A 22512-nucleotide genomic window follows, 5' to 3' on the forward strand; every position below is an offset into this window, starting at 1 on the left:
CCCCCGGCCTCAGGCGATCACACCGTCCCGGCGCAGTGCCGTGATCTGCGCGCCCGTCATCCCCAGGGCGCGCAGCAGGGCGTCGGTGTGCTCGCCGAGCGCGGGCACCGCTCCCATCCGCGGTTCGGCGCCACCCGGCAGCCCGATCGGCGGCAGCAGCGCGCGGAGCGGGCCCGCCGGTGAATCCACCTGCCGCCAGCGGTCGCGTGCCGCGAGCTGCGGGTGCGCGGCCAGCTGTGCCACCGAGTTGAGCCGCGCGCAGGCGATCCCGGCCGCCTCCAGCAACCGCACGGCCTCGTCTGCGCCGAGCCGGCCGAGCGCCTCGGCCACCACCGCGTCCGTCTTCTCCCGGCCCCGGGTGCGGGCCGCGTTCGTCGCGTACGCCGGATCCTCCGCCAGGTCGGGCCGCCCCAGCACCTGCCGCGCCAGGCGCCCCCACTCCCGGTCGTTCTGCACCGACAGCAGCACGCGGTCCCCGTCGGCCGTCGGGTAGGCGTCGTAGGGGGCGATCACGGCGTGCGCCAGCCCCGTCCGCACGGGCTGCTCCCCGCCGTGCATCGTGTGGTGCAGCGGGTGTCCCATCCATTCGGCGAGCGCGTCCAGCATCGACACCTCGACGGGGCCGCCGCGGCCGGTCGTCCCGCGGCGCAGGAGGGCGGCGAGCACCCCGGAGAAGGCGTACATGGCGGCGGCGATGTCGGCCGCCGGGATCCCCGCCTTCACGGGGACCTCGGGCGTGCCGGTGACCGAGACCAGGCCGGCCTCGCACTGCACGAGCATGTCGTAGGCGCGCTTGTGGGCGTAGGGGCCCCCGGGCCCGTAGCCGGAGACGTCCACGGCGACCAGCCGGGGGTAGCGGGCGCACAGGGCCGCGGCGTCGATCCCGAGGCGGGCGGCGGCTCCCTGCGCGAGGTTCTGGACGAAGACGTCGGCGCCGGACAGCAGTTCGTGCAGCACCTCCAGCCCGCGCGGGTCCTTCAGGTCGAGGGCGAGGGACTCCTTGCCGCGGTTGGCCCAGACGAAGTGCGAGGCCAGGCCGTGGGCGGCGGTGTCGTACGCCCGCGCGAAGTCGCCGCCGTCGGGGCGTTCCACCTTGATGACCCGGGCGCCGAGGTCGGCGAGCTGACGGGTGGCGAAGGGCGCGGAGACGGCCTGTTCGACGGCGACGACCGTGATACCGGCGAGCGGGAGGGGCTGGGGGGCGGCGCCGCGGGGGGCGGTGGCGGGGGCCGGGTCGGTGTCCATGACACCGATGCCTATACCGGGAGGCCCGGGTCTGTCACCCCGTGCGGCCCCGGCGGCTGTCCCGCGGCGGCGCGGACCTGCCGTTCGGCCGCCGGCCGGCGTCGTCGTTCGGTCGCCGCCGTGCGGCCGTCGTTCGGTCGCCGCCGTGCGGCCGTCGTTCGGTCGCCGCAGTGCGGCCGTCGTTCGGTCGCCGCAGTGCGGCCGTAGGCCGGTCGCCGCCGTGCAGCCGCAGTCCGGTCGCCGCCGTGCAGCCGCAGTCCGGCCGCCGCCGTGCGGCCGCAGTCCGGCCGTCGGCCGAGGGGTTCAGTCCCGGCCGCGGGCGAACCTGCGCGTGGCCAGCGGTACGAAGAGCGCCAGCAGGAGCAGGGACCACAGCACCGCCCCGGCCACCGGATGGGCCGCCGGCCAGGACGCGCCAGGGGCCGCCCCGCCGCCCGTGTTGCCGCACAGCGCCCGTACGGCGGTGGCCACGGCGCTGATCGGGTTCCACTCCGCGACCGTCCGCAGCCAGCCGGTCAGGCCGGTCGTCGGCAGGTAGGCGCTCGACAGCATCGGCAGGACGAAGGTGGCGCTGCCGAGTTGACCCGCCGCCTCCTCGCTCCGGCTCAGCAGCCCGAGGTACGTCCCCACCCACGCGGTGGCGAAGCGGAACAGCAGCAGTACGCCGAACGCCCCGAGGGCGCCGGGCAGTCCGTTCTCGGCCCGCCAGCCCATCGCCAGTCCCACCAGCATCACCGGCACCAGCGACACCGCCGTGGTCAGCAGGTCGGCGGCCGTCTGCCCCAGCGGGACGGCGCTCCGGCTCATCGGCAGGGTCCGGAAGCGGTCCATCACTCCGCGGTGCGCGTCCTGCGCGGCCGTGAACATGCCGGTCATCAGGCCGTTGGCGGCCGTCGCGGCGAGCAGTCCGGGCACCAGGAACTCGCGGTACTCGGAGCCCGGCATCGCGAGCGCGCTGCCGAAGACGTAGCCGAAGAAGAGCAGCATCATCAGCGGCATCGTCTGGGTCAGCACGAGCAGAGCCGGGGCGTGCCGGGCCTTCTGGAGCTGGCGGGTCAGGACGGCGCCGCCGTCGGACAGCAGGGTGGTCATGCCGCGTTCTCCTTCGCGTGGGCGGGGAGCGGAACCCGGGTGAGGCGCAGGAACACCTCGTCGAGGGTGGGCGGGCGCAGGCTCGCGTCCGTCACCGGGACGCCGGCGCCGTCGAGCGCGCGGATCACCTGCGGGAGGGTGATGCCGGGGTCCAGGACGGTCGCCCCGACGGTGAGCCGCTGTTCGTCCAGGGCGGGCCGTCCGCCCGTGAGGCGGTCGAGGACCCCGGCCGCGGCCGTGAGGGCGTCCGCCCGCGCGACGGTGACCTCGGCGTAGGAGCCGATGCGGGCCTTGAGGGCGGTCGGGGTGCCGGTGGCGACGGCCCGGCCGCGGTCGACGACCAGGATGTCGTCCGCGAGCCGGTCGGCCTCCTCCAGGTACTGGGTGGTGAGCAGGACGGTGGTGCCCTCGTCGGCGAGCGCGCGCACGGCCGCCCAGATGTGCTCGCGGGCCGCCGGGTCCAGGCCGGTGGTGGGCTCGTCCAGGAACAGCACCCGGGGGCGGGTGATCAGTCCGGCGGCGAGGTCCAGGCGCCGCCTCGTGCCGCCGGACCAGGTCGAGGCCATCCGGTCGGCGGCCTCGCCGAGCCCGAACCGTTCCAGCAGCGCGTCGGCGCGCTCCCGCCCGGCCCGGCCGCGCAGCCCGGCGAGTCGGGCGAAGAGCCGGAGGTTCTCGCGGCCGGTGAGGTCCCCGTCGACGGAGGCGTACTGCCCGGTGACCCCGATGGCGCGGCGGACGGCACCGGGGTCGCGGGTGACGTCGTGGCCGGCGACCAGGGCGCAGCCCCCGGTGGGCGCCGTGAGGGTGGTGAGGATCCGGACGGCGGTGGTCTTGCCCGCGCCGTTGGGGCCCAGCAATCCGCAGACGGTGCCTTCCGGTACGGCCAGATCGAGCCCGCGCAGCGCGCGCACCTCACCGTAGTGCTTCTCCAGACCCTCACTAAGTACAGCGTACGTAGTTGTCATGCGTGGCACCGTACCGCACTACGTACGGTGTACGTAACTAAGATGGGGGCGAGACGACGAGGTGATGTGACCGATGACAGCCGGCGGGCGACCCGCTGAACCCGAAGTGATCTGGACCCGCCCCGTGCGCGCGGGGCGCGGACCGCGCCCCGCGCACAGCCGGGACTCCATCGCCGCCGAGGCGGTGCGGATCGCCGACGAGGAGGGGATCGAGGCCGTCTCCATGCGGCGCGTGGCGGCGGGCATCGGTGCCGGGACCATGTCCCTGTACAACTACGTCCCCCGCAAGGAGGACCTCCACGAGCTGATGGTCGACACCGTCGGCGGGGAGTACGAACTGACCCCGCCGACCGGCGACTGGCGCGCCGACCTGCTCGCGCTGGCCCGCCAGACCCGGGCCCTGATGCACCGCCACCCGTGGCTGCCGCGACTGCTGAGCCCCGTCTACGGATTCGGCCCGCACGCCCTGCGGTACCTGGAGCACAGCCTGGACTGCCTGGCGCCGCTGGAGGCTTCGGGCGGCGAGAAGCTGGAGCTGATCGCCGCGGTGAACGGCACGGTGGCGGCGTTCGTGGGCAGCGAGCTGGCCCTGGCCGAACGGGCCCGCTCGCTGCCCTGGAGCGAGGCCGCCGAACAGGGCGTACGGACGGCCTGGCTCGGCTCCCGGCTGGCGTCGGGGGAGTACCCGCGGCTCGCAGAGGCCCTCATGGCCGGCGGCCCGGTATCCCCGCCGGCGCTCGACATGGCGACGGTCTTCGACCGTTCGGTGTCCCGCCTGCTGGGCGCCTGGGACCCCGCTGCCTGACGCGGCCGACCGCGCGGCCCCGGCGCTCGCGCGGCCCGGACCGGTGCGAGCGTCGCGGCGCGCAGGGCTACAGCAGGGCGAACTGGCCGCCCGGACCCTCCTCCTGGTGGTCCAGCACCGAGGCGGGCCGCCGGGACCAGCGCGGCGGCGGCAGCACCCCGGCGGCCGTCAGCTCCCCGGCAGCCAGCAGCGGTCCGGGAGTGAACGCCGCCCGCAGCGGGGCCAGATCGGCCAGCAGCGCCAGGGTCGTCACCAGGGCCGACAACTCCGAGGTCCAGGACTGCGGCCACTCGGCGGGGCCGAACGCCTCCAGCCCCCGCGCCCGCGGATCCCGGTGCGCACCGCGCGCGGCGAACCAGGACTCCAGCACCCGCACGCCCTGCGCCTCGTACTCCCACGCGCCCGCCGGCACCGGGGAGACCGCACCGTCCCCGAGGGTCAGCGTCTCGCTCTCCGGGTCGTACGCGAGCTCCTGCGGCCAGGCCGTCACCGCCGAGCGGACGTACGGCCGCCGCCCGCCCGGCAGCCGGGGCGGCTCCCCGCCCCGCACCCCGCGCAGCTGTACGGTGAGCAGCCGCTGACCCAGCTCCAGCCCGGCCCGCCACCGCTCCGGGTCCGCCGCGAGCGGGACCTCGTACCCGCGCGGCCCGGGGCGGCCCGCGGCGAGGATCCAGCACAGCACGTCCTCCGGGGTGACCCAGCCGCCGTGGCGCGCCCCCAGCAGCGGCAGCAGGCCCGGCGCGAGATTCGGCTCGGCCCCGCCGGGACGCCGGTGCAGCGGCCGGATCCGGCCGAGCCGGCCCGCCGGCAGGTGGGCGGTGACCAGCGGCTCCGGCGTCTCCACCACGAACAGCTGCTGCGCGTCGAGGACCCGCCACAGCTCGGGGCGCGCCGAGTCGATGAGCCGCTGGTCGGGCAGCAGCCACTGCTCGTCGAAGGGCGCGCGGAGCACCCGTACGGGATCGGGGAACGGGCCGGGGGCCTCGGAGAACCGGGCCGTCGCGGAGCGCTGCCCCGGCAGCGCCGCCGCTCCGGCCGAGGGCGTACGGGTCCGGCTCGGGCGGAACAGCAGCTCCCGCTCCGGCCCTTCGGCGCGCGTCAGGGCCGCCCAGCGGGTGCGCAGCGTGGCCGGCTCGGGCGCGGCCACCCAGTCCCGCCCCAGGCGCAGCCCGCCCACGGACCAGGGCATCAGATCGTCCAGCAGCGGTGCGTCTTCGCTCACCCGGCAGATGGTAGCGACGGGGCGCGGGGGCCGGGCCGTGTCCAGGCCGAAGCGTTACGCTCCTTATGTACGCATACGTACCATCCGTACCGACCTAGGAGTCGGCCATGAGTCAGTACGACGAGTATTCGACGCCGTCCCAGGCGGAGGGCGAGCGGCTCGACGAGGACATGGACGAGCAGCAGCGCAAGCAGAGGCAGCACCCCCAGACGATGCGCACCACCCCCTCCCAGGCCGAAGGGGAACGCCTCGGGGAGGAGAAGGGCGAGGACCGCTAGGACCCGCCCGCCCGCCCTCGGGGCCTTGGGAGCACGGCGCCCTTCAGGGTGCGTCGACCGTCACCGTGAAGGAGAACCGGTCGCCCCGGTAGCGGATCCGCGCCACGTCGGCCACCCGCCCGTCCTCGTCGTACGTCACGCCCGTGTAGTGCAGGATCGGGCTCAGCAGCGGGACCTGGAGCAGCTCGGCCGTGACCGGGTCCGCCAGGCGCGCCTCGACGGTGTCGGTGATCCGGCTGATCCGCACCCCGACCACGTCGCGCAGCACCTTCGTCATCGGCCACCGCACCAGGTCGTCCAGGTCCACGGCGTCCGCGAACTCCGGGCGGACCGCGTTCTCCGCCCAGTTCGTGGGCTCGCCGCTCTCCCCGTCGTGGCGGAGCCTGCGGTACGTGACCACCTCGGCGGTGTCGGGGAAGTGCTCCAGCAGCTCACCGGCCACCGGCGTCCGCTCCCGCCCCAGGACCGTCGTCCGCTCGCCCGACTGCTGGGCCACGATCGCGTCGACCGACCCCAGCAGCCGCACCGGGGCGCTGCGCCGCGCACCCGGCTCGATGAAGGTGCCGCGCCGCCGGTGCCGGCTGATCAGGCCTTCGCCCTCCAGCTCCTTGAGCGCCTGGCGCATCGTCAGGACGCTCACGCCGTAGTGCTCGGCCAGCTGTTCCTCGGTCGGCAGGCGCAAGGAGGCGTCCGGGGTGCGGCCCAGTATCGAGGCGCGCAGGGACTGGGACACCTGGTACCAGAGGGGCAGTTTCCGGTTCAGGACGAGGGAGTCGGGGGCGAAGGCGATCACGGGTGGTTCTCCGAACGGCGGCAGACTGGAGTGCAGGCGGCGGGCGTGCGCGCACGGGGTCGTGCGCGCACGCATGCGCATGTTAGGCGCGGAAGTGGCGCTGGAGACCCTCCCAGACGTCGTCGTATCCGCGCTGGAGGTGCTCCGCTCCGGCCGCCTGGGGGGTGGCGGTGATCGGCCAGCGGGTCTCGAACATGAAGGCCAGACCGTCGTCGATCTTCTGCGGCTTCAGCTCGGCGGCGCTGGCCCGGTCGAAGGTCTCGCGGTCGGGGCCGTGCGCCGACATCATGTTGTGCAGCGAACCGCCGCCGGGCACGAAGCCCTCGGCCTTGGCGTCGTAGGCGCCCTCGATCAGGCCCATGTACTCGCTCATCACGTTGCGGTGGAAGTACGGCGGGCGGAAGGTGTCCTCGCCGACCAGCCAGCGCGGGGCGAAGACCACGAAGTCCACGCCCGCCAGGCCCGGGGTGTCGGAGGGCGAGGTCAGCACGGTGAAGATCGACGGGTCGGGGTGGTCGTAGCTGATCGACCCGATGACGTTGAAGCGGCGCAGGTCGTAGACGTACGGGACGTGCGTGCCGTGCCAGGCCACGACGTCGAGCGGGGAGTGGTCGTAGGTCGCGGACCAGAGGTTCCCGCAGAACTTGTTGACCACCTCGGTGGGGCGCTCGACGTCCTCGTACGCGGCGACCGGCGCCCGGAAGTCGCGGGCGGCGGCGAGGCCGTTGGCGCCGATCGGGCCCAGGTCGGGGAGGTCGAAGGGCTGCCCGTAGTTCTCGCAGACGTAGCCGCGGGCGGGCGCGCCGCCGCCCTCGCTGCCGCCGTTGCCGTTGCCGTCGAAGTCGAGGAGCTCGACGCGGAAACGGACGCCGCGCGGGATCAGGGCCACCTCGCCGGGGCCGACCGAGAGCAGGCCGAGCTCGGTGCGCAGCAGCAGGCCACCGCGCTCCGGGACGATCAGCAGCTCACCGTCGGAGTCGCTGAACACCCGGTCCGTCATGTCGGCGTTGGCGGCGTAGAGGTGGATGGCCATGCCGGTGCGCTGGGTGGCGTCGCCGTTGCCGCCCAGGGTCCACAGGCCGGCCAGGAAGTCCGTGCCCGGGGCCGGGTCGGGCAGCGGGTTCCAGCGCAGCCGGTTGGGGTCCGGGACGGCCTCGGTGAAGGGCGCCGTGCGCAGCGCTCCGTTGCCGACCCGGGTGAAGGCGGGGTGCGCGGCCGAAGGGCGGATCCGGTAGAGCCAGGAGCGGCGGTTGTGGCGGCGCGGCTCGGTGAAGGCGCTGCCGCTGAGCTGCTCGGCGTAGAGGCCGAGCGGGGCGCGCTGGGGCGAGTTGCGGCCGTGGGGGAGTGCGCCCGGCACGGCCTCCGAGCTGTGCTCGTTTCCGAAGCCGGTGAGGTACTCCAGCGCCTCCGCCGTCTTCCTGGCCTGCTCACTCATGGGCTGCTCCCGCTCCGTCGAAGGAATCCTATGCCAGACAGTAGGATTCCGCGCGCCGCTCGTCAACGCCACCCAGGGGCGGGTGGCCGATTCCCGCCCGGACCTCCCTCCGGACGGCGGTGCGGACGGCGGTGCGGAGGGCGGTGCGGACGGACTCGTGCGGACGGATCCGTGCGGGAGGGGATCCGAAAAGATGAACATTGCTCTACTCTCACGCGCATGTCGTGGACCCGCAGGTTCCCCGCAGTGCCGGCGGCACTCCTCGCCGCCCTGCTCGCCCTCCTGTCCCTCTTCGTCGCCGCGCCCGCCGCCCTCGCGCACGAAGAGCGCCCCGTCGCCCTGCCCGACGGCACCGGATCCGTCCCCGCGTACCGTGCGGCCGAGCCCGACCTGATCGTCTGCAAGACCGACCGGCCCGCCTTCGAGCGCCGCATCGCCGGATTCCCCGACGACCTGCGCCGCCGCAACCTCGACCTCTACGAACGCTGCGAGAAGTCCGGCTACCGCCACCTCCAGGCGGCGGTCGACGCCGTCGACCGCCCCGGCATGAACATCGCGGTCCTGCCCGGCCTCTACGAAGAGGAGCCCTCGCTCCCCAAGCCGACGGGCGAGTGCGCCGCCCTCAAGGCCCCGAACTCCGCCCTGGGCTACCAGATCCTGTCCTACGAACAGCAGGCGGGCTGCCCGCACAACCAGAACCTCGTCGCGATCCTCGGCAAGAAGAGCCTCCAGATCGAAGGCACCGGCGCCGCACGCACGGACGTCGTCATCGACGCCAAGTACCAGAAGCTGAACGCGATCCGCGCCGACAAGTCCGACGGCGTCTACTTCCGCAATTTCACCGCCCAGCGCACCACCTTCAACTCGCTGTACGTCCTGGCCGGCGACGGCTTCGTCATCGACGACGTACTGACCCGCTGGAACGACGAGTACGGCTTCCTGACCTTCGCCAGCGACCACGGCCTGTACAAGAACTGCGAGTCCTACGGCAACGGAGACTCCGGCATCTACCCCGGCAGCGCCTCCGACATCAACGACGGGCGCGGCTACGACGTGCCCCGGTACTCGATCGAGATCACCGGCTGCCGCAGCCACCACAACATGGTCGGCTACTCCGGTACCGCCGGGGACTCGGTGTGGGTCCACGACAACGAGTTCGACCAGAACATGGGCGGCGCCTCGATGGACAGCGCCTTCCCCGGACACCCCGGCCTCCCGCAGAACCACGCCCGCTTCGAACGCAACCTCATCCACGACAACAACGCCGACTACTACCACCACGTGGCCGACGGCACCTGCGCGAAGCCGCCCGTCGAGCGCGGCTACGAGCAGGGGGTGGTCTGCCCCCAGATCTCGATGCCGCCGGGCACTGGCATCATCACGGCCGGAGGCAACTGGAACCTCTACGAGAACAACTGGGTGTATGGCCACCGGCGGGCCGGCTTCTTCCTCAGCGCGGTGCCGGCCTTCATCCGCGGCGAGGGGAAGTGGTCGAAGCAGACCGACACCTCCCACCACAACCGGTACGCCGGCAACATCCTCGGCAAGGACAGGTCAGGGGCCTCCCGGCCCAACGGCACCGACGTGTGGTGGGACGGCCAGGGCCGCGGCAACTGCTGGCAGGACGGCCCCGACGGCTCCACCCCGGGCACCCTGCCGCAGTGCGGCAAGACGCGCGGCGAGGTCAGCGGCGCCTCCGCGCGACTGGTGGGCGAACCGGTGAAGCTCACCCAGCTGCTGGTCTGCGCGGATTACAACGTCCAGGCCCGCAGGCTCCCGGCCGGCTGCGACTGGTACGGGGCCCGCGGCCCGGAGCGGGTGGAGACGCAGATCGCGCTGGCGGTGGCGGCCGTCCTGCTGCTGGTCGGCGGGGTGCTGTGGTGGCGCCGGCTGCGACGCTCCCGGCTGGGCACGGTGTCCTCCCTGCTCGGGGCTGCCGGGCTGGCCCTGGACGTGGCCGGCTCCACGATGCCCCTCCAGGACACCTCCGTCCCGGCCCTCGCCCTCCTGCTGCTCGGCCTCTGGTGGACCGGCGCCGGCCTGGCCCTGCGCCCCGGGCGCCCCTGGCTGGCCCGACTGACCCTGCTCCTGGGAGCGCTGACCCTGCTGGACGCCTTCGACAAAGCCGTGCTGATGATCCCCTGGATCCCCCTGAGCCCCGCCTGGATAAGGGCGCTGGCGGCGCTGGTGTGGGTCCTGTGGGCAGCCATCGCCGCAGCCCGCCCCACCCCGCCCACCCCCTCGACCCCCCACCCCCCCACCCCCACCCCCACCCCATCCCTGACCCCCTGACCGACCCCGACCCGGGCCCCGACCTCCACCCCCTGGCCGGGCCTCGACTCGCACCCCGAGCCGGGCCCCGACCTCCACGCCCTGGCCGGGCCTCGACCTCCACCCCCTGACCGGGCTCCGACTTTCACCCCCCCGACCGGGGCTTCGACTTCCACTCCTGACCGGGCTCGGACCTTATCCCCCTGACCCGGGCCCCGACGCCCACCTCTGAACCGGGCTCCGGCCTTCACCCTCTGGCCTGGGCCTCGACCTCCACCCCCTGGCCGGGCCTGGGCCTCGACCTCCACCCTCTGACCCGGGCTCCGACCTCCACCCCTCACCCCCACCCCCACCCCCGATCCGGAGCCCAGCCCGGAGGGGGACCCACCTCATCCCGCCCCGGCCCTCGGCCGACGCCCGCTCCGTACCGCCCGCCGACGCCCGCCCCGACGCCCCGCGCCCCCGACGCCCGCTACTGACGACCCGTCGAGCCCACTGCCGACGCCCGGCCCACTGCCGACGCCCGGCCCACCGCCGACGCCCGGCCCGCCGCGGAGCGTGGCGGTGCGGGGGCGGGTCCGCGGAGGGGGGGGCGGGGGCCGGTCGGCCCGAACCTCCATCGGAGGCCCGAAGTGACCGTCCCCGCACAGGACCGCATCCGGTGCGACGCATGCCGACCACCCGCCCGCACGGGCCGGCCGCCCCGACACCGCACCCGCACGGCCGCGCTCGTCGCCCTCCTCCTGCTCCTCGCGGGCGGCGCGGCGACCGGCTGCGGGGGCAGGGCCACCACTCACCACAAACCCGGCACCACCCACGAGCAGGCCTCCGGCAGCACGGGCACCCTGCTCGACACCCAGGACGGCGGCGGCCACCGCCTGCGCGAGGTCCCGGCCCGGGGCGCGCCGGAGGTCGAGCTCACCGCCCGCCCCGACTCCGAGGACGGCTGGAACCTCCAACTGGCCGTCACCGACTTCCGCTTCACCCCCGACAGCACCGGTGGCGCCGCCCTCCCGGGCGCCGGCCACGCCCACCTCGAACTCGACGGCCACACGCTGGCCCGCGCGTACGGTCCCTGGTTCCACCTGCCCGCGGCGCAGGTGCCCGAGGGCGCGCACACCCTGACCGTCCGCCTCTACGCCGACGACCACACGGCCTGGGCCGTCGCCGGCAAACCGGTCGAGGCGTCCGTGCCACTGACCGCGGGCCCCCCGGGCGAGGCGTCCCACAGCCACTCCGCGTCCACCCCGTCCACCCCGACCGGCTCGGCGGCGCCCTCCGGGGCTCCACGGGCCGACCGGACCGTCACCCTCGCCGTCCGCGACGGCAAGGTGGTCCCCGCCACCGGCCGCACCGAGGTCAAGCGCGGCGAACGCGTCGCCCTGCGGGTCACCAGCGACCGCGCCGACACCCTCCACGTCCACGGCTACGACAAGGAACTCGCCCTGCCCGCGGGCCAGGAGGCGACCCTGGTCCTGACGGCCGACCGCACCGGCCTCTTCGAGGTGGAGACCCACGAGTCCGGGCTGGTCCTGACCCAGCTCCTGGTCCGATGACCCCCGGCCTCGGGGCGGCGGCCCCGGGCCCGGCGTCAGCGCCCGGGGCGTGGTCCGGCGTCCGGCCCGGACCGGGGGCGGAGCCGGGAGCGGTGGCGGCGTTCGGGCCGGGGCCCGGCCGGAGCGTGGTCCTTCACCCGGCCGACCCACAGGTCCCGCTCGCGCACGGGATCGGCTCCCAGCACGACCTGCCCATCTCTCCCTTCTACGCCTTCGCCGGAGCCTTCACCGCGCTCTTCGTCTCCTTCCTCGCACTCGGTCTCCTCTGGTCGGTCTCCCGCTTCCGCGGCGACCGCTCCGGCCTGGCCCTGCCCGCCGGGTTCCAGCGGGTGGCCGACGCGCCGGCCACCCGCACCACCCTGCGCGGACTCGGCCTCGCCGCAGCCCTCGCCGTACTCCTCCACCTCCTCCTCGGTCCCGACGACCCCGCCCGCAACCCCGCTCCCGGCGCCGTCTACGTCCTGCTCTGGGTCGGACTCGTCCCCGCCTCCCTCCTCCTCGGCCCCGTCTGGCGCCTGCTCAACCCGCTGCGCACCCTGCACCGGCTCCTCCGCCGGACCCGCCACCGCCCGCCCGGCGAGGGCCGCCCCCTGCCCGCCCGGCTCGGTCAATGGCCCGCCGCCGCAGGCCTGTTCGGCTTCACCTGGCTGGAGCTCGTCGCCCCCGATCCCGCATCCACCACCACCCTCCTCTGTGCCATTGCCGGCTACGCCGCCCTCCACCTGCTGCTCGCCGCCCGCTTCGGCGAGCGGTGGTTCGCCGACGCCGACGCCTTCGAGGCCTACTCCGACCTCCTGGCCCGGCTCTCACCGCTCGGCCGCCGCGGCGACGGCCGCCTGGCCCTGCGCAACCCCCTCCACGGACTCGACGCGACGCCCGAGCGGCCCGGACTCGTCGCCACCGTCTGCGTCCTGCTCGGGTCCACCGCCTACGACGGCTACTCCGACAACCCCGCCTGGATCAACGCCGTTCAGACCTCCCCCCTCGGCCGCACCCCCGCGGCCACCCTCGGACTGCTCGCTTCCATCGCCCTCGTCGCCACCCTCTACTGCCTGTGCGCCGGCGCCACCCGCCTCGTCAGCGGCCCGCACCCCCGCCCGCTGACCGCCTTCGCGCACTCACTCGTACCGATCGCCCTCGGCTATCTCATCGCCCATTACTTCTCCCTCCTCGTCACCGAAGGACCACGCACAGTAATCATGGCACTGGGCACTGACAATGCCGCAGAGCCCAGTCCCCCCTTGGGTCCCGGAGGTCTGGCCGCCCTCCAGGTGATCGCCGTGGTGGGCGGTCACGTACTCGGAGTGATCGCCGCCCACGACCGCTCCGTACGCCTCTTCCCGCCCGCCAGGGCCGTGGCCGGCCAACTCCCGCTGCTCGCGCTGATGGTCACGTACACACTCGGCGGGCTCACCCTCCTGCTGAACTGAGGGCCGGCCGTCGCGTTCACCCGAACCACACGCCAGGAGCGGCATGATGGACCCCGTGCCTCCCGCCCACCCCCTGCGCCGGACACCGGTCCAGCAGCGCAGTGCCGACCGTCTCGCCCGGATCCTCGACGCCTGCGCCGAGCTGCTCGACGAGACCGGCTACGAGAACCTCAGCACCCGTGCCGTCGCCCTGCGCGCCGGTGTGCCCATCGGATCCGTCTACCGGTTCTTCGGGAACAAGCGGGCCATGGCCGTCGCCCTCGCCCACCGCAACCTGGACCGGTACGCCGACGGCATCCAAAAGCGCCTCGCCGTCCTGCCGGTCACGGACTGGCGGCCCGTCGTGGACGCCGTCCTCGACGAGTACCTGGCCATGAAGCGCAGCGTCCCGGGCTTCGCCCTCGTCGACTTCGGCGTGCCCGCGCCGCCCGCGGAGGGGCCCGCCGCGGACCCGAACCACCTCGTCGCCACACGCCTGACCCGGCTGCTGTGCGCGCATCTCCGGCTCGTCCCCGACGCCGGGCTGGAGCGCGCGGTCCTGGTCGCCGTCGAGGCGACCGACGCGCTCGTCCAGCTGGCCTTCCGGTCCGACCCGGCGGGGGACCCGGCGATCGTCGCCGAGACGCGGGCGATGATGCACGCCTACCTGGCACGGGTCCTGGACTGAGCGGCCCGGAGCCGACCGGTCGCCGCAAGCCCCTCCCCGACGTGCCTACCGGTCGGTATGCTCGGTGCGCCCGTGTGCCCGCGCCGCCGGGACGGACCGCCGACGGTCCGCGCCCGTGCTGCGGCCTGCCGCCCCCTGGAGGGCCCATGCCCCGCACCGCCCCGCGCATCTGCCCCCTCTGTGAAGCCACCTGCGGCCTCACCCTGACCATCGAGGGGACCACCGTCACCGGTGCCCGGGGTGACCGCGACGACGTCTTCAGCCGCGGCTTCATCTGCCCCAAGGGCGCCGCCTTCGGAGCGCTCGACGCCGACCCGGACCGGCTGCGCACCCCTCTCGTCCGCCGCGACGGCCGCCTGCGCCGGGCGACCTGGGAGGAGGCCTACGACGCCATCGCCGTGGCCGTCCCCGCCCTGGTCCGGGAACACGGTGCGCAGTCCGTGGGCGTCGTCCTCGGCAACCCGAACGTCCACACCATGGCCGGCGCCCTCTACCCGCCGCTGCTCGTGGGCGCCCTGGGCACCCGCAACCTCTTCACCGCCAGCACCCTCGACCAGATGCCCAAACACGTCTCCAGCGGACTGCTGTTCGGCGACCCCTTCGCCATCCCCGTGCCCGACCTCGACCGCACCGACTTCCTGCTCCTGCTCGGTGCCAACCCGGTCGAGTCCAACGGCTCCCTGTGCACCGCCCCCGACTTCCCCGGCCGGCTCAAGGCGCTGCGGGCGCGCGGCGGCACCCTCGTGGTCGTCGACCCGCGCAGGACGCGCACCGCCCGGCTCGCCGACCGGCACCTCGCGCCCCGCCCCGGCAGCGACGCCCTGCTGCTCGCCGCCCTCGCGCACACCCTGCTCGCCGAAGGGCTGTCCGCTCCCGGGGCGTTGGCGCGGCATACCGAGGGGCTCCGGGAACTCGCCGCCGCCCTCGGGAGTTTCACTCCTGAGGCCGTGGCCCCCGCCTGCGACCTCAAGGCCGCCGAGATCCGTACCCTGGCCCGTGATCTCGCGGCCGCGCCCACCGCCGCCGTCTACGGGCGGATAGGCAGCTGCACCGTCGAGTACGGGACGCTCGCCAGCTGGCTGGTCGACGTACTGAACATCCTCACCGGCAACCTCGACCGTCCGGGCGGAGCCCTCTTCCCGCTCCCGGCGACCGGCCCGCGTCCCCGGGCGGCCGGACCCGGCCGCGGGTTCGCGCTCGGCCGCTGGCACAGCCGGGTCTCCGGCCATCCCGAAGCCAAGAGCGAACTGCCCATCGCCGCCCTCGCCGAGGAGATCGAGACCCCGGGGCCGGGGCGGATCCGCGCCCTGATCGCCATCGCCGCCAACCCGGTGCTGTCCGCCCCCGACGGCCGCCGGCTCGACGCGGCCCTGGCCGGCCTGGACTTCATGGTCAGCGTCGACCCGTACCTCAACGAGACCTCCCGCCACGCCCACGTCGTGCTGCCTCCGCCGCCCCCGTCCCAGAGCGCACACCACGACTTCGCCTTCAACGGCTTCGCCATCCGCAACCAGGTCCGCTACACCCGGCCCGCCGTGCCCCTCGAAGCCGGACGGCTCGACGAGTGCGAGATCCACGCGCGCCTCGTCCTGGCCGTCTCCGGCACGTACGGCGCCACCGAACCGTCCGACGTCGACGAGACGGCGATCCAGAGCGCCCTCGCCCGGGAGACCGCGGACCGGCGCTCCCCCCTCCACGGTGCGGACCCCGCCCGCCTCGCGGGGCTCCTCACGGGCGGGAACGGCCCCGAACGGCGGCTCGACCTGATGCTGCGACTCGGCCCGTACGGAGACCTGTTCGGCGCCGCGGGACTGCCGGACGGGTTGCCGGAGGGGCAACCGGACGGGTTGCCGGACCGGTCTGCGTACGGATCCGTGGACGGGCGGCCGGACCGGCCGCAGGGCGGGCTGAGTCTGGAGCGGCTGCTCGCCCACCCGCACGGCATCGACCTCGGGCCGCTGCGCCCCCGGCTCCCGGGCCTGCTCAGGACCCGCAGCGGCAGGATCGAGCTGCTCCCGGACCCGATCGCGGCCGAGCTCCCCCGACTGCGCGCGGCGCTCACCGGCCGCCCCGCCGCCCTGGTGCTCGTGGGCCGCCGCCACCTGCGGTCCAACAACAGCTGGTTGCACAACGTCCCGGCCCTCACCGGAGGTTCCAACCGCTGCACCCTCCAGGTCCACCCGCGGGATGCGGAGCGGATCGGACTGGCCGACGGGGGGCGGGCCCGGGTCACGGCCGACGGCGGCAGCCTGGAGGTCCCGGTGGAGGTCACCGACGCCGTCCGCGCCGGCGTGGTCAGCCTGCCGCACGGCTGGGGCCACGACCGGGACGGCACCCGCCTCGCGGTCGCCGCCGCCGAACCGGGAGTGAACGTCAACCAGCTCCTCGACGGCACCCGGCTCGACCCGCTCTCCGGGACGGCGGTGCTGAACGGCTTCCCCGTCGAACTCGCACCCCTGCCCTGAGCTGGGGTTTTGCTCGTATTGCTCACGCGGCGACGTCTTGTTGGCACAAGGAGGCGGCACCTAGGTTCCCTGCATGCTGACCTTCCTCGGCTTCGCCATGATCGCGACCTTCCTGGTCCTGATCATGCTGAAGAAAATGTCGCCCATCGCGGCGCTCGTCCTCATTCCCGCGCTCTTCTGCGTGTTCGCCGGAAAGGGCGCGCACCTGGGGGACTACGTCATCGACGGCGTCGGCAAGCTCGCCCCGACCGCCGCCATGCTGATGTTCGCCATCGTCTACTTCGGCGTGATGATCGACGTCGGCCTCTTCGACCCGATCGTCCGGGGCATCCTGCGCTTCTGCAAGGCCGATCCGATGCGGGTCGTGGTCGGCACGGCCGTGCTGGCCGCGATCGTCTCCCTCGACGGGGACGGTTCGACCACCTTCATGATCACCGTTTCGGCCATGTATCCGCTCTACAAGCGGCTCGGTCTGAGCCTGGTGGTCATGACGGGCGTCGCCGCGACCGCCAACGGCGTGATGAACACCCTCCCCTGGGGCGGCCCCACCGCCCGCGCCGCCACCGCCCTCAAGCTGGACGCGGCCGACATCTTCGTCCCGATGATCCCCGCGCTCGCGGTCGGGCTCCTGTGCGTCTTCGTCCTGGCCTACGTCCTGGGCCTGCGCGAGCGCCGCCGCGTCGGCTCCCTGGTGATGCCCGGGGAGGCGGAGGCCGAGACGGAGGAGGAGTCCCTGGTCGCGGTCGGCTCGGGCGGCAGGGCGGACACGGGCGCGCGGCCGGACGCGAAGGCGCCCGGGGGCGGCAGCTCCGGTTCCGCCTCGGGTACCGCCGCCGGTACGGGTTCCGCCTCCGCCCCCGGTTCCGCCGCCGGTACGGGTGCCGGTGCGGGCGCCGCCTCCGGCGCCGCGCCCGAGGACGACGGCTTCCAGGGGCTCGACCCCGACCGTCCGACGCTGCGCCCGCGCCTCTACTGGTTCAACGCGGGCCTCACCGTCGCCCTGCTCACCGCGATGATCATGGAGCTGCTGCCGATCCCGGTGCTGTTCCTGCTCGGCGCCGCCCTCGCGCTCACCGTGAACTTCCCCCACATGCCGGACCAGAAGGCCCGCATCGCCGCCCACGCCGACAACGTCCTGAACGTCGCCGGCATGGTCTTCGCCGCCGCCGTCTTCACGGGCGTCCTCGGCGGAACGGGCATGGTCAAGCACATGGCCGACTGGCTCGTCGGTGCCGTCCCCGAGGGCATGGGCCCGCACATGGCCCTGGTCACGGGGCTGCTCAGCCTGCCGCTGACCTACTTCATGTCCAACGACGGCTTCTACTTCGGTGTCCTGCCGGTCCTCGCCGAGGCCGGCGCCGCCCACGGGGTCTCCTCGCTGGAGATCGCCCGCGCCTCCCTGGTCGGCCAGGCCCTGCACATGTCGAGCCCGCTGGTTCCGGCCGTCTACGTCCTGGTCGGCATGGCGAGGGTCGAGTTCGGCGACCACACCCGCTTCACCGTGAAATGGGCGGCCCTCACCTCCCTCGTGGTGCTGGCGGCAGGGATGCTTTTCGGCATCATCTGAGCCGGGCGGCCCCTGGTGCCCCGAAAACTACCGGCGCTAGTTTGTAGGGTGTCGACGACGTCAGCTCTACGCGCTCGTGCGTGCTCGGGAGGAATGCCATGAAGGCCCACGACGGGATGTACATCGGCGGGGAGTGGCGGCCCGCCGCCGCGGCCGACCGGATCGAGGTCGTCAACCCGGCCGACGAGCAGGTCATCGCCAGCGTCCCGGCCGGGGGCGCCGAGGACGTGGACGCGGCCGTACGCGCGGCCCGCGCGGCCCTCCCCGGCTGGGCGGCCACGGCTCCGGCCGAGCGGGCCGCCCTGATCGGTGCGCTGCGCGACGTCCTGGCGGCCCGCAAGGGCGAGATCGCCGAGACCATCACCGCCGAACTCGGCGCCACCTCCGGCTTCTCGGAGAGCGTCCACGTCGGGGCGCCGATCGCGGTGGCCTCCTCCTACGCCGAGCTGGCGGCCGAGTACGCCTTCGAGGAGCGGATCGGGAACTCCACCGTGCTGCTGGAGCCGGTCGGCGTGGTCGGGGCCATCACGCCCTGGAACTATCCCCTGCACCAGGTCGTTGCCAAGGTGGCACCCGCTCTCGCCGCCGGCTGCACCCTCGTCCTCAAGCCGGCCGAGGACACCCCGCTGACCGCACAGCTCTTCGCCGAAGCCGTGCACGAGGCGGGCATCCCGGCCGGAGTCTTCAACCTGGTGACCGGTACCGGCCCGGTCGCCGGACAGGCGCTGGCCGAGCACGAAGGGGTCGACCTCGTCTCCTTCACCGGCTCGACCGCCGTCGGCAAGAAGATCGGTGCCATCGCCGGCGCCGCCGTCAAGCGCGTCGCCCTCGAACTCGGCGGCAAGTCGGCGAACGTCATCCTGCCCGGCGCCGATCTGCCCAAGGCCGTCGCCGCGGGCGTCGCCGATGTCATGAGCAACTCCGGTCAGAGCTGCAACGCCCTCACCCGCATGCTCGTCCAGCGGGAACAGTACGAGGAGGCCGTGTCCCTCGCGGCCGCCGCCGTCGCCAAGTACCCCACCGGCGACCCCCGCGACCCGGGCACCCGCCTCGGCCCGGTGATCAATGCCAAGCAGCGCGCCCGCGTGCGCGCGTACATCGACAAGGGCGTCGAGGAGGGCGCGCGCCTCGTCGCGGGCGGTTCCGAAGCACCGCACGAGCACGGGTACTTCGTCGCCCCGACCGTGTTCGCGGACGTTACCCCCGAGATGACCATCGCCCAGGAGGAGATCTTCGGTCCCGTCCTGGCGATCCTCCCCTACGAGGACGAGGAGGACGCCCTGCGCATCGCCAACGGCACCGTCTACGGCCTCGGCGGCGCAGTCTGGGCCGCGGACGCGGATACGGCCGTGGCCTTCGCTCGCCGCATGGACACCGGCCAGGTGGACATCAACGGCGGCCGCTTCAACGTGCGCGCGCCCTTCGGCGGCTACAAGCAGTCGGGCGTGGGCCGCGAGCTCGGCCCGCACGGCCTGGGGGAGTACCTCCAGACCAAGTCCCTGCAGTTCTGACCGCGCAGCCCCGAAGACACCGCGCAGCCCCCGAAGACACGGAGACGAAGACCATGGTCCGCGCCGCCATCCTGCCCGCCGTCGGAGCCCCGCTGGAGATCCGGGACATCGTGCTGCCCGAACCCGGCCCCGGGCAGGTCCGGGTGCGGCTCGCCGCAGCCGGGGTCTGTCACTCCGACCTCTCCCTCACCAACGGCACCATGCGGGTGCCCGTCCCCGCCGTCCTCGGCCACGAGGGCGCGGGGACGGTCGTCTCGGTGGGCGAGGGCGTCACCCACGTCGCACCCGGCGACGGTGTGGTGCTCAACTGGGCCCCGTCCTGCGGGGAGTGCCACCACTGCCGGATCGGCGAGGTCTGGCTCTGCGTCAAGGCCCTGACCGGGGTCGGCGCGGTCTACGCCCACGACGCCGAGGGCACCGAGCTGCACCCCGGGCTCAACGTCGCGGCCTTCGCCGAGGAGACCGTCGTCGCGGCGAACTGCGTGCTGCCCGCGCCCGCCGGGATCCCGCTGCCCGAAGCCGCCCTGCTCGGCTGTGCCGTCCTCACCGGGTACGGGGCCGTCCACCACAGCGCCCAGGTCCGTCCCGGCGAGTCGGTGGCCGTGTTCGGGGTCGGCGGGGTCGGCCTGGCCGCCCTCCAGGCGGCCCGGATCGCCGGGGCGGGGGCCGTCGTGGCCGTGGACGTCTCCCCGGCGAAGGAGGAACTGGCCCGTGCCGCCGGGGCCACCGACTTCGTGCTCGCCTCCGAGACCACCGCCAAGCAGATCCGCGCGCTCACCGCCGGTCAGGGCGCGGACGTGGCCATCGAGTGCGTGGGCCGCGCGGAGACCATCCGCGGAGCCTGGGACTCCACCCGCCGGGGCGGGCGCACCACGGTCGTCGGCATCGGAGGCAAGGAGCAGCAGGTCACCTTCCACGCACTGGAGATCTTCCACTACGCCCGCACCCTCAGCGGCTGCGTCTACGGCAACAGCGATCCGGCCCGGGACCTCCCGGTGATCGCCGACCACGTGCGGGCCGGCCGCCTCGACCTCGGCGCCCTGGTCACCGACCGGATCACCCTCGACGGCATCCCCGCCGCCTTCGACGCGATGCTCGCGGGCAAGGGGGGTCGCTCCCTGGTCGTCTTCTGATCCGGCCGGGCCCGGTCCGACCGACCGGCCGCACCCCCCCCGTGCGGTCGGCGGGGTCGGCCGGGTCGGTCAGGCCCGTGGCTCCCGCAGGGCCTCGTACTGGAGGGACAGGCCGTCCAGCAGAGCCGTCAGGCCCGTCTCGAACGCGCCCTCGTCCACCTCGCGCCTGCGCTGCGCAAGCAGGTGGGCCTGCCCCAGGTGCGGGTAGTCCACCGGGTCGTACGCCGCCTCGTCGTCCACGAACCCCCGGGCGAAGGAGGCCACCGCCGAGCCCAGGATGAAGTAGCGCATCAGGGCGCCGATCCGCGTCGCGTGGGCCGGTGGCCACCCCGCCTCGGTCATCGCCCCGAACACCGCGTCCGCCAGTCGCAGCCCGGCCGGGCGCCGGCCCGGCCCCCGTGCCAGTACCGGCACGATGTTCGGATGGTCCGCCAGGGCGTCCCGGTACGAGTGCGCCCAGGCGTGCAGGGCCCCGCGCCAGTCCGGGCGCGCCCCACCGTCACGGTCACCGTTGCCGTCACGGTCGCCGTTCTCGTCGTCGCGGCCGACCGCGTCGAACATCGACAGGTCGACCCGGGCGCTCACCGCGTCCGCCACCGCCTCCAGGATTGCGTCCTTGGTCCGGAAGTGGTTGTAGAGCGACGGCCCGCTGACCCCCAGCGCCGCGGCCAGCCGCCGCGTCGACACCGCCTCCAGCCCCTCCGCGTCCACCAGCGCACCGGCCGCCTCGACGATGAGGTCTCTGCTCAGGAGGGGCTTGCGCGGTCTGGCCATGCGCCACATAGTAGGCCCTGCCCGCCATAAACTACCGGTGCTAGTTAAAGGCCCCGGCACCCGCGACCGCGCCCCACCCGGAGGCACCCGTGAACCTGGAGCTCAGCGAGGAGCAGGAAGCCGTGCGCCGGCTCGCCCGCGCGTTCAGCGAGCGCGAGATCGCCCCGTACGCCGCCGAGTGGGACCGCGCCGAGAGCGTGGACCGGTCCATCGTGAAGAAGCTCGGCGACCTCGGGTTCCTCGGCCTCACCGTCCCCGAGGAGTACGGCGGCTCCGGCGGCGACCACGTCTCCTACGCGCTCGTCACCGAGGAACTGGGCCGCGGGGACTCCGCGGTGCGCGGCATCGTCTCCGTCTCCCTCGGCCTGGTCGCCAAGACCGTCGCCGCCTGGGGGACCGAGGAGCAGAGGCAAGACTGGCTGCCCCGGCTGTGCTCCGGCGAGGCCCTCGGCTGCTTCGGCCTGACCGAACCCGGCACCGGCTCCGACGCCGCCGCCCTCACCACCCGGGCCGTGCGCGAGGGGGACGCGTACGTGATCAGCGGCAGCAAGATGTTCATCACCAACGGAACCTGGGCCGATGTCGTCCTGCTCTTCGCCCGCACCGGCGGCGCCCCCGGCCACCGCGGGATCTCCGCCTTCCTCGTCCCCGCCGACACGCCGGGCCTGACCCGCCGTGAGGTGCGCGGCAAGCTGGGCCTGCGCGGTCAGGCCACCGCCGAGCTCGCCCTCGACGGCGTCCGCGTGCCCGCGTCCGCGATGCTCGGCCCCGAGGGCAAGGGCTTCTCCGTCGCCATGTCGGCCCTGGCCAAGGGTCGGATGTCGGTGGCCGCCGGCTGCGTCGGCATCGCGCAGGCCGCGCTGGACGCGGCCGTCTCGTACGCCGGGCGGCGCGAGCAGTTCGGCAAGCCGATCGCCCACCACCAGCTGGTGCAGGAGCTGATCGCCGACATCTCCGTCGACGTGGACGCCGCCCGGCTGCTGACCTGGCGCGTCGCCGACCTCATCGACCGCGGCCGGCCCTTCGCCACCGAGGCCTCCACCGCCAAGCTCTTCGCCTCCGAAGCCGCCGTGCGCGCCGCGGGAAACGCCCTCCAGGTCCACGGCGGCTACGGCTACATCGACGAGTACCCGGCCGGAAAGCTGCTGCGCGACGCCCGCGTGATGACCCTCTACGAGGGCACCAGCCAGATCCAGAAGCTGCTGATCGGCCGCGCCCGCACGGGGGTCTCCGCGTTCTGAGCCGACGGCGGACCCGCCGGAGTTCTGCCTAAGCGCTTGCTCACCCTCCGGTAGGGTGTTCC

General features: G+C 74.2%; 18 protein-coding genes. 11 read left to right on the top strand and 7 right to left on the bottom strand.

Annotation, left to right across the window (positions count from 1 at the left end):
* Window positions 1-9: 9 nt before the first annotated feature.
* From ABZW32_RS12765 to ABZW32_RS12775, 3 genes are all read right to left on the bottom strand, one after another.
* Window positions 10-1245 carry a CaiB/BaiF CoA-transferase family protein gene (locus ABZW32_RS12765; protein WP_356214730.1) on the bottom strand — a complete coding sequence of 412 codons (1236 nt, stop codon included), beginning with the start codon at window positions 1243-1245 and terminating at the stop codon, window positions 10-12.
* A gap of 303 nt (window positions 1246-1548) precedes the next feature.
* Complete coding sequence (locus tag ABZW32_RS12770; RefSeq protein ID WP_356214732.1) at window positions 1549-2337, bottom strand: ABC transporter permease; 789 nt, start codon at window positions 2335-2337, stop codon at window positions 1549-1551.
* Complete coding sequence (locus ABZW32_RS12775; protein ID WP_356214733.1) at window positions 2334-3302, bottom strand: ATP-binding cassette domain-containing protein; 969 nt, start codon at window positions 3300-3302, stop codon at window positions 2334-2336. Before ABZW32_RS12775 ends, ABZW32_RS12770 begins: the two co-directional genes overlap by 4 nt.
* Window positions 3303-3375: 73 nt before the next feature.
* Between ABZW32_RS12775 and ABZW32_RS12780 the strand changes: the two genes are divergently transcribed.
* Window positions 3376-4107 carry a TetR/AcrR family transcriptional regulator gene (locus ABZW32_RS12780; RefSeq protein WP_356214735.1) on the top strand — a complete coding sequence of 244 codons (732 nt, stop codon included), beginning with the start codon at window positions 3376-3378 and terminating at the stop codon, window positions 4105-4107.
* Window positions 4108-4174: 67 nt separating this feature from the next.
* Here ABZW32_RS12780 and ABZW32_RS12785 read toward each other — a convergent pair whose 3' ends face one another.
* Entirely contained in the window at window positions 4175-5296 is a 1122-nt protein-coding gene (locus ABZW32_RS12785; protein ID WP_356214788.1) for a type ISP restriction/modification enzyme, read from the bottom strand.
* A 140-nt stretch (window positions 5297-5436) separates the two neighbouring features.
* Between ABZW32_RS12785 and ABZW32_RS12790 the strand changes: the two genes are divergently transcribed.
* Entirely contained in the window at window positions 5437-5607 is a 171-nt protein-coding gene (locus ABZW32_RS12790; RefSeq protein WP_356214737.1) for a hypothetical protein, read from the top strand.
* 43 nt (window positions 5608-5650) lie between these two features.
* On the opposite strand, the gene ABZW32_RS12795 is transcribed toward ABZW32_RS12790, so the two are convergent.
* Both ABZW32_RS12795 and hmgA read right to left on the bottom strand, forming a co-directional pair.
* Window positions 5651-6400, bottom strand: coding sequence for a GntR family transcriptional regulator (locus ABZW32_RS12795; protein ID WP_356214790.1), 750 nt, complete (start codon window positions 6398-6400; stop codon window positions 5651-5653).
* Between the two features lie 82 nt (window positions 6401-6482).
* Window positions 6483-7835: a homogentisate 1,2-dioxygenase gene (gene hmgA / locus ABZW32_RS12800; protein ID WP_356214739.1), complete on the bottom strand. Its 1353-nt coding sequence runs from the start codon at window positions 7833-7835 to the stop codon at window positions 6483-6485.
* A gap of 219 nt (window positions 7836-8054) precedes the next feature.
* Here hmgA and ABZW32_RS12805 point away from each other — a divergent pair, with 219 nt between their 5' ends.
* The 8 genes from ABZW32_RS12805 (at window position 8055) to ABZW32_RS12840 (ending at window position 20435) form a co-directional block, all read left to right on the top strand.
* On the top strand, window positions 8055-10127 hold the full coding sequence (locus tag ABZW32_RS12805; RefSeq protein ID WP_356214741.1) for a right-handed parallel beta-helix repeat-containing protein: 2073 nt from the start codon (window positions 8055-8057) through the stop codon (window positions 10125-10127).
* Window positions 10128-10849: 722 nt separating this feature from the next.
* Complete coding sequence (locus ABZW32_RS12810) at window positions 10850-11662, top strand: hypothetical protein (protein ID WP_356214792.1); 813 nt, start codon at window positions 10850-10852, stop codon at window positions 11660-11662.
* A 125-nt stretch (window positions 11663-11787) separates the two neighbouring features.
* Entirely contained in the window at window positions 11788-13092 is a 1305-nt protein-coding gene (locus tag ABZW32_RS12815) for a hypothetical protein (protein ID WP_356214743.1), read from the top strand.
* A gap of 46 nt (window positions 13093-13138) precedes the next feature.
* Complete coding sequence (locus tag ABZW32_RS12820; RefSeq protein WP_356214794.1) at window positions 13139-13759, top strand: TetR/AcrR family transcriptional regulator; 621 nt, start codon at window positions 13139-13141, stop codon at window positions 13757-13759.
* A gap of 146 nt (window positions 13760-13905) precedes the next feature.
* Entirely contained in the window at window positions 13906-16224 is a 2319-nt protein-coding gene (locus ABZW32_RS12825) for a molybdopterin oxidoreductase family protein (RefSeq protein WP_356214745.1), read from the top strand.
* Between the two features lie 73 nt (window positions 16225-16297).
* Entirely contained in the window at window positions 16298-17791 is a 1494-nt protein-coding gene (locus ABZW32_RS12830) for a citrate:proton symporter (protein ID WP_356214747.1), read from the top strand.
* Window positions 17792-17889: 98 nt separating this feature from the next.
* Window positions 17890-19302, top strand: a complete 1413-nt coding sequence (locus ABZW32_RS12835; RefSeq protein WP_356214749.1) for an aldehyde dehydrogenase family protein — start codon at window positions 17890-17892, stop codon at window positions 19300-19302.
* A gap of 53 nt (window positions 19303-19355) precedes the next feature.
* Window positions 19356-20435 (top strand): Zn-dependent alcohol dehydrogenase, encoded by a 1080-nt coding sequence (locus ABZW32_RS12840; protein ID WP_356214751.1) that lies wholly within the window; start codon window positions 19356-19358, stop codon window positions 20433-20435.
* A gap of 69 nt (window positions 20436-20504) precedes the next feature.
* On the opposite strand, the gene ABZW32_RS12845 is transcribed toward ABZW32_RS12840, so the two are convergent.
* Window positions 20505-21209, bottom strand: a complete 705-nt coding sequence (locus ABZW32_RS12845) for a TetR/AcrR family transcriptional regulator (protein ID WP_356214752.1) — start codon at window positions 21207-21209, stop codon at window positions 20505-20507.
* Between the two features lie 89 nt (window positions 21210-21298).
* On the opposite strand from ABZW32_RS12845, the gene ABZW32_RS12850 reads away from it, so the two are divergent.
* Entirely contained in the window at window positions 21299-22450 is a 1152-nt protein-coding gene (locus tag ABZW32_RS12850) for an acyl-CoA dehydrogenase family protein (RefSeq protein ID WP_356214754.1), read from the top strand.
* The last annotated feature ends 62 nt before the right edge of the window (window positions 22451-22512 follow it).

Origin of the sequence: Streptomyces sp. NPDC004667, from assembly GCF_040609475.1 — a bacterium.
In the GTDB taxonomy this organism is placed as follows: Bacteria; Actinomycetota; Actinomycetes; order Streptomycetales; family Streptomycetaceae; genus Streptomyces.

Bases quoted from the DNA above. Each gene is read 5' to 3' on its own strand.
- ABZW32_RS12805 (WP_356214741.1), top strand. From the start codon at position 8,055: ATGTCGTGGACCCGCAGGTTCCCCGCAGTGCCGGCGGCACTCCTCGCC.
- ABZW32_RS12820 (WP_356214794.1), top strand. From the start codon at position 13,139: ATGGACCCCGTGCCTCCCGCCCACCCCCTGCGCCGGACACCGGTCCAG.
- ABZW32_RS12790 (WP_356214737.1), top strand. From the start codon at position 5,437: ATGAGTCAGTACGACGAGTATTCGACGCCGTCCCAGGCGGAGGGCGAG.
- ABZW32_RS12780 (WP_356214735.1), top strand. From the start codon at position 3,376: ATGACAGCCGGCGGGCGACCCGCTGAACCCGAAGTGATCTGGACCCGC.
- ABZW32_RS12785 (WP_356214788.1), bottom strand. From the start codon at position 5,296: ATGCCCTGGTCCGTGGGCGGGCTGCGCCTGGGGCGGGACTGGGTGGCC.
- ABZW32_RS12770 (WP_356214732.1), bottom strand. From the start codon at position 2,337: ATGACCACCCTGCTGTCCGACGGCGGCGCCGTCCTGACCCGCCAGCTC.
- ABZW32_RS12845 (WP_356214752.1), bottom strand. From the start codon at position 21,209: ATGGCCAGACCGCGCAAGCCCCTCCTGAGCAGAGACCTCATCGTCGAG.
- hmgA (WP_356214739.1), bottom strand. From the start codon at position 7,835: ATGAGTGAGCAGGCCAGGAAGACGGCGGAGGCGCTGGAGTACCTCACC.
- ABZW32_RS12825 (WP_356214745.1), top strand. From the start codon at position 13,906: ATGCCCCGCACCGCCCCGCGCATCTGCCCCCTCTGTGAAGCCACCTGC.
- ABZW32_RS12775 (WP_356214733.1), bottom strand. From the start codon at position 3,302: ATGACAACTACGTACGCTGTACTTAGTGAGGGTCTGGAGAAGCACTAC.
- ABZW32_RS12830 (WP_356214747.1), top strand. From the start codon at position 16,298: ATGCTGACCTTCCTCGGCTTCGCCATGATCGCGACCTTCCTGGTCCTG.
- ABZW32_RS12835 (WP_356214749.1), top strand. From the start codon at position 17,890: ATGAAGGCCCACGACGGGATGTACATCGGCGGGGAGTGGCGGCCCGCC.
- ABZW32_RS12840 (WP_356214751.1), top strand. From the start codon at position 19,356: ATGGTCCGCGCCGCCATCCTGCCCGCCGTCGGAGCCCCGCTGGAGATC.
- ABZW32_RS12765 (WP_356214730.1), bottom strand. From the start codon at position 1,245: ATGGACACCGACCCGGCCCCCGCCACCGCCCCCCGCGGCGCCGCCCCC.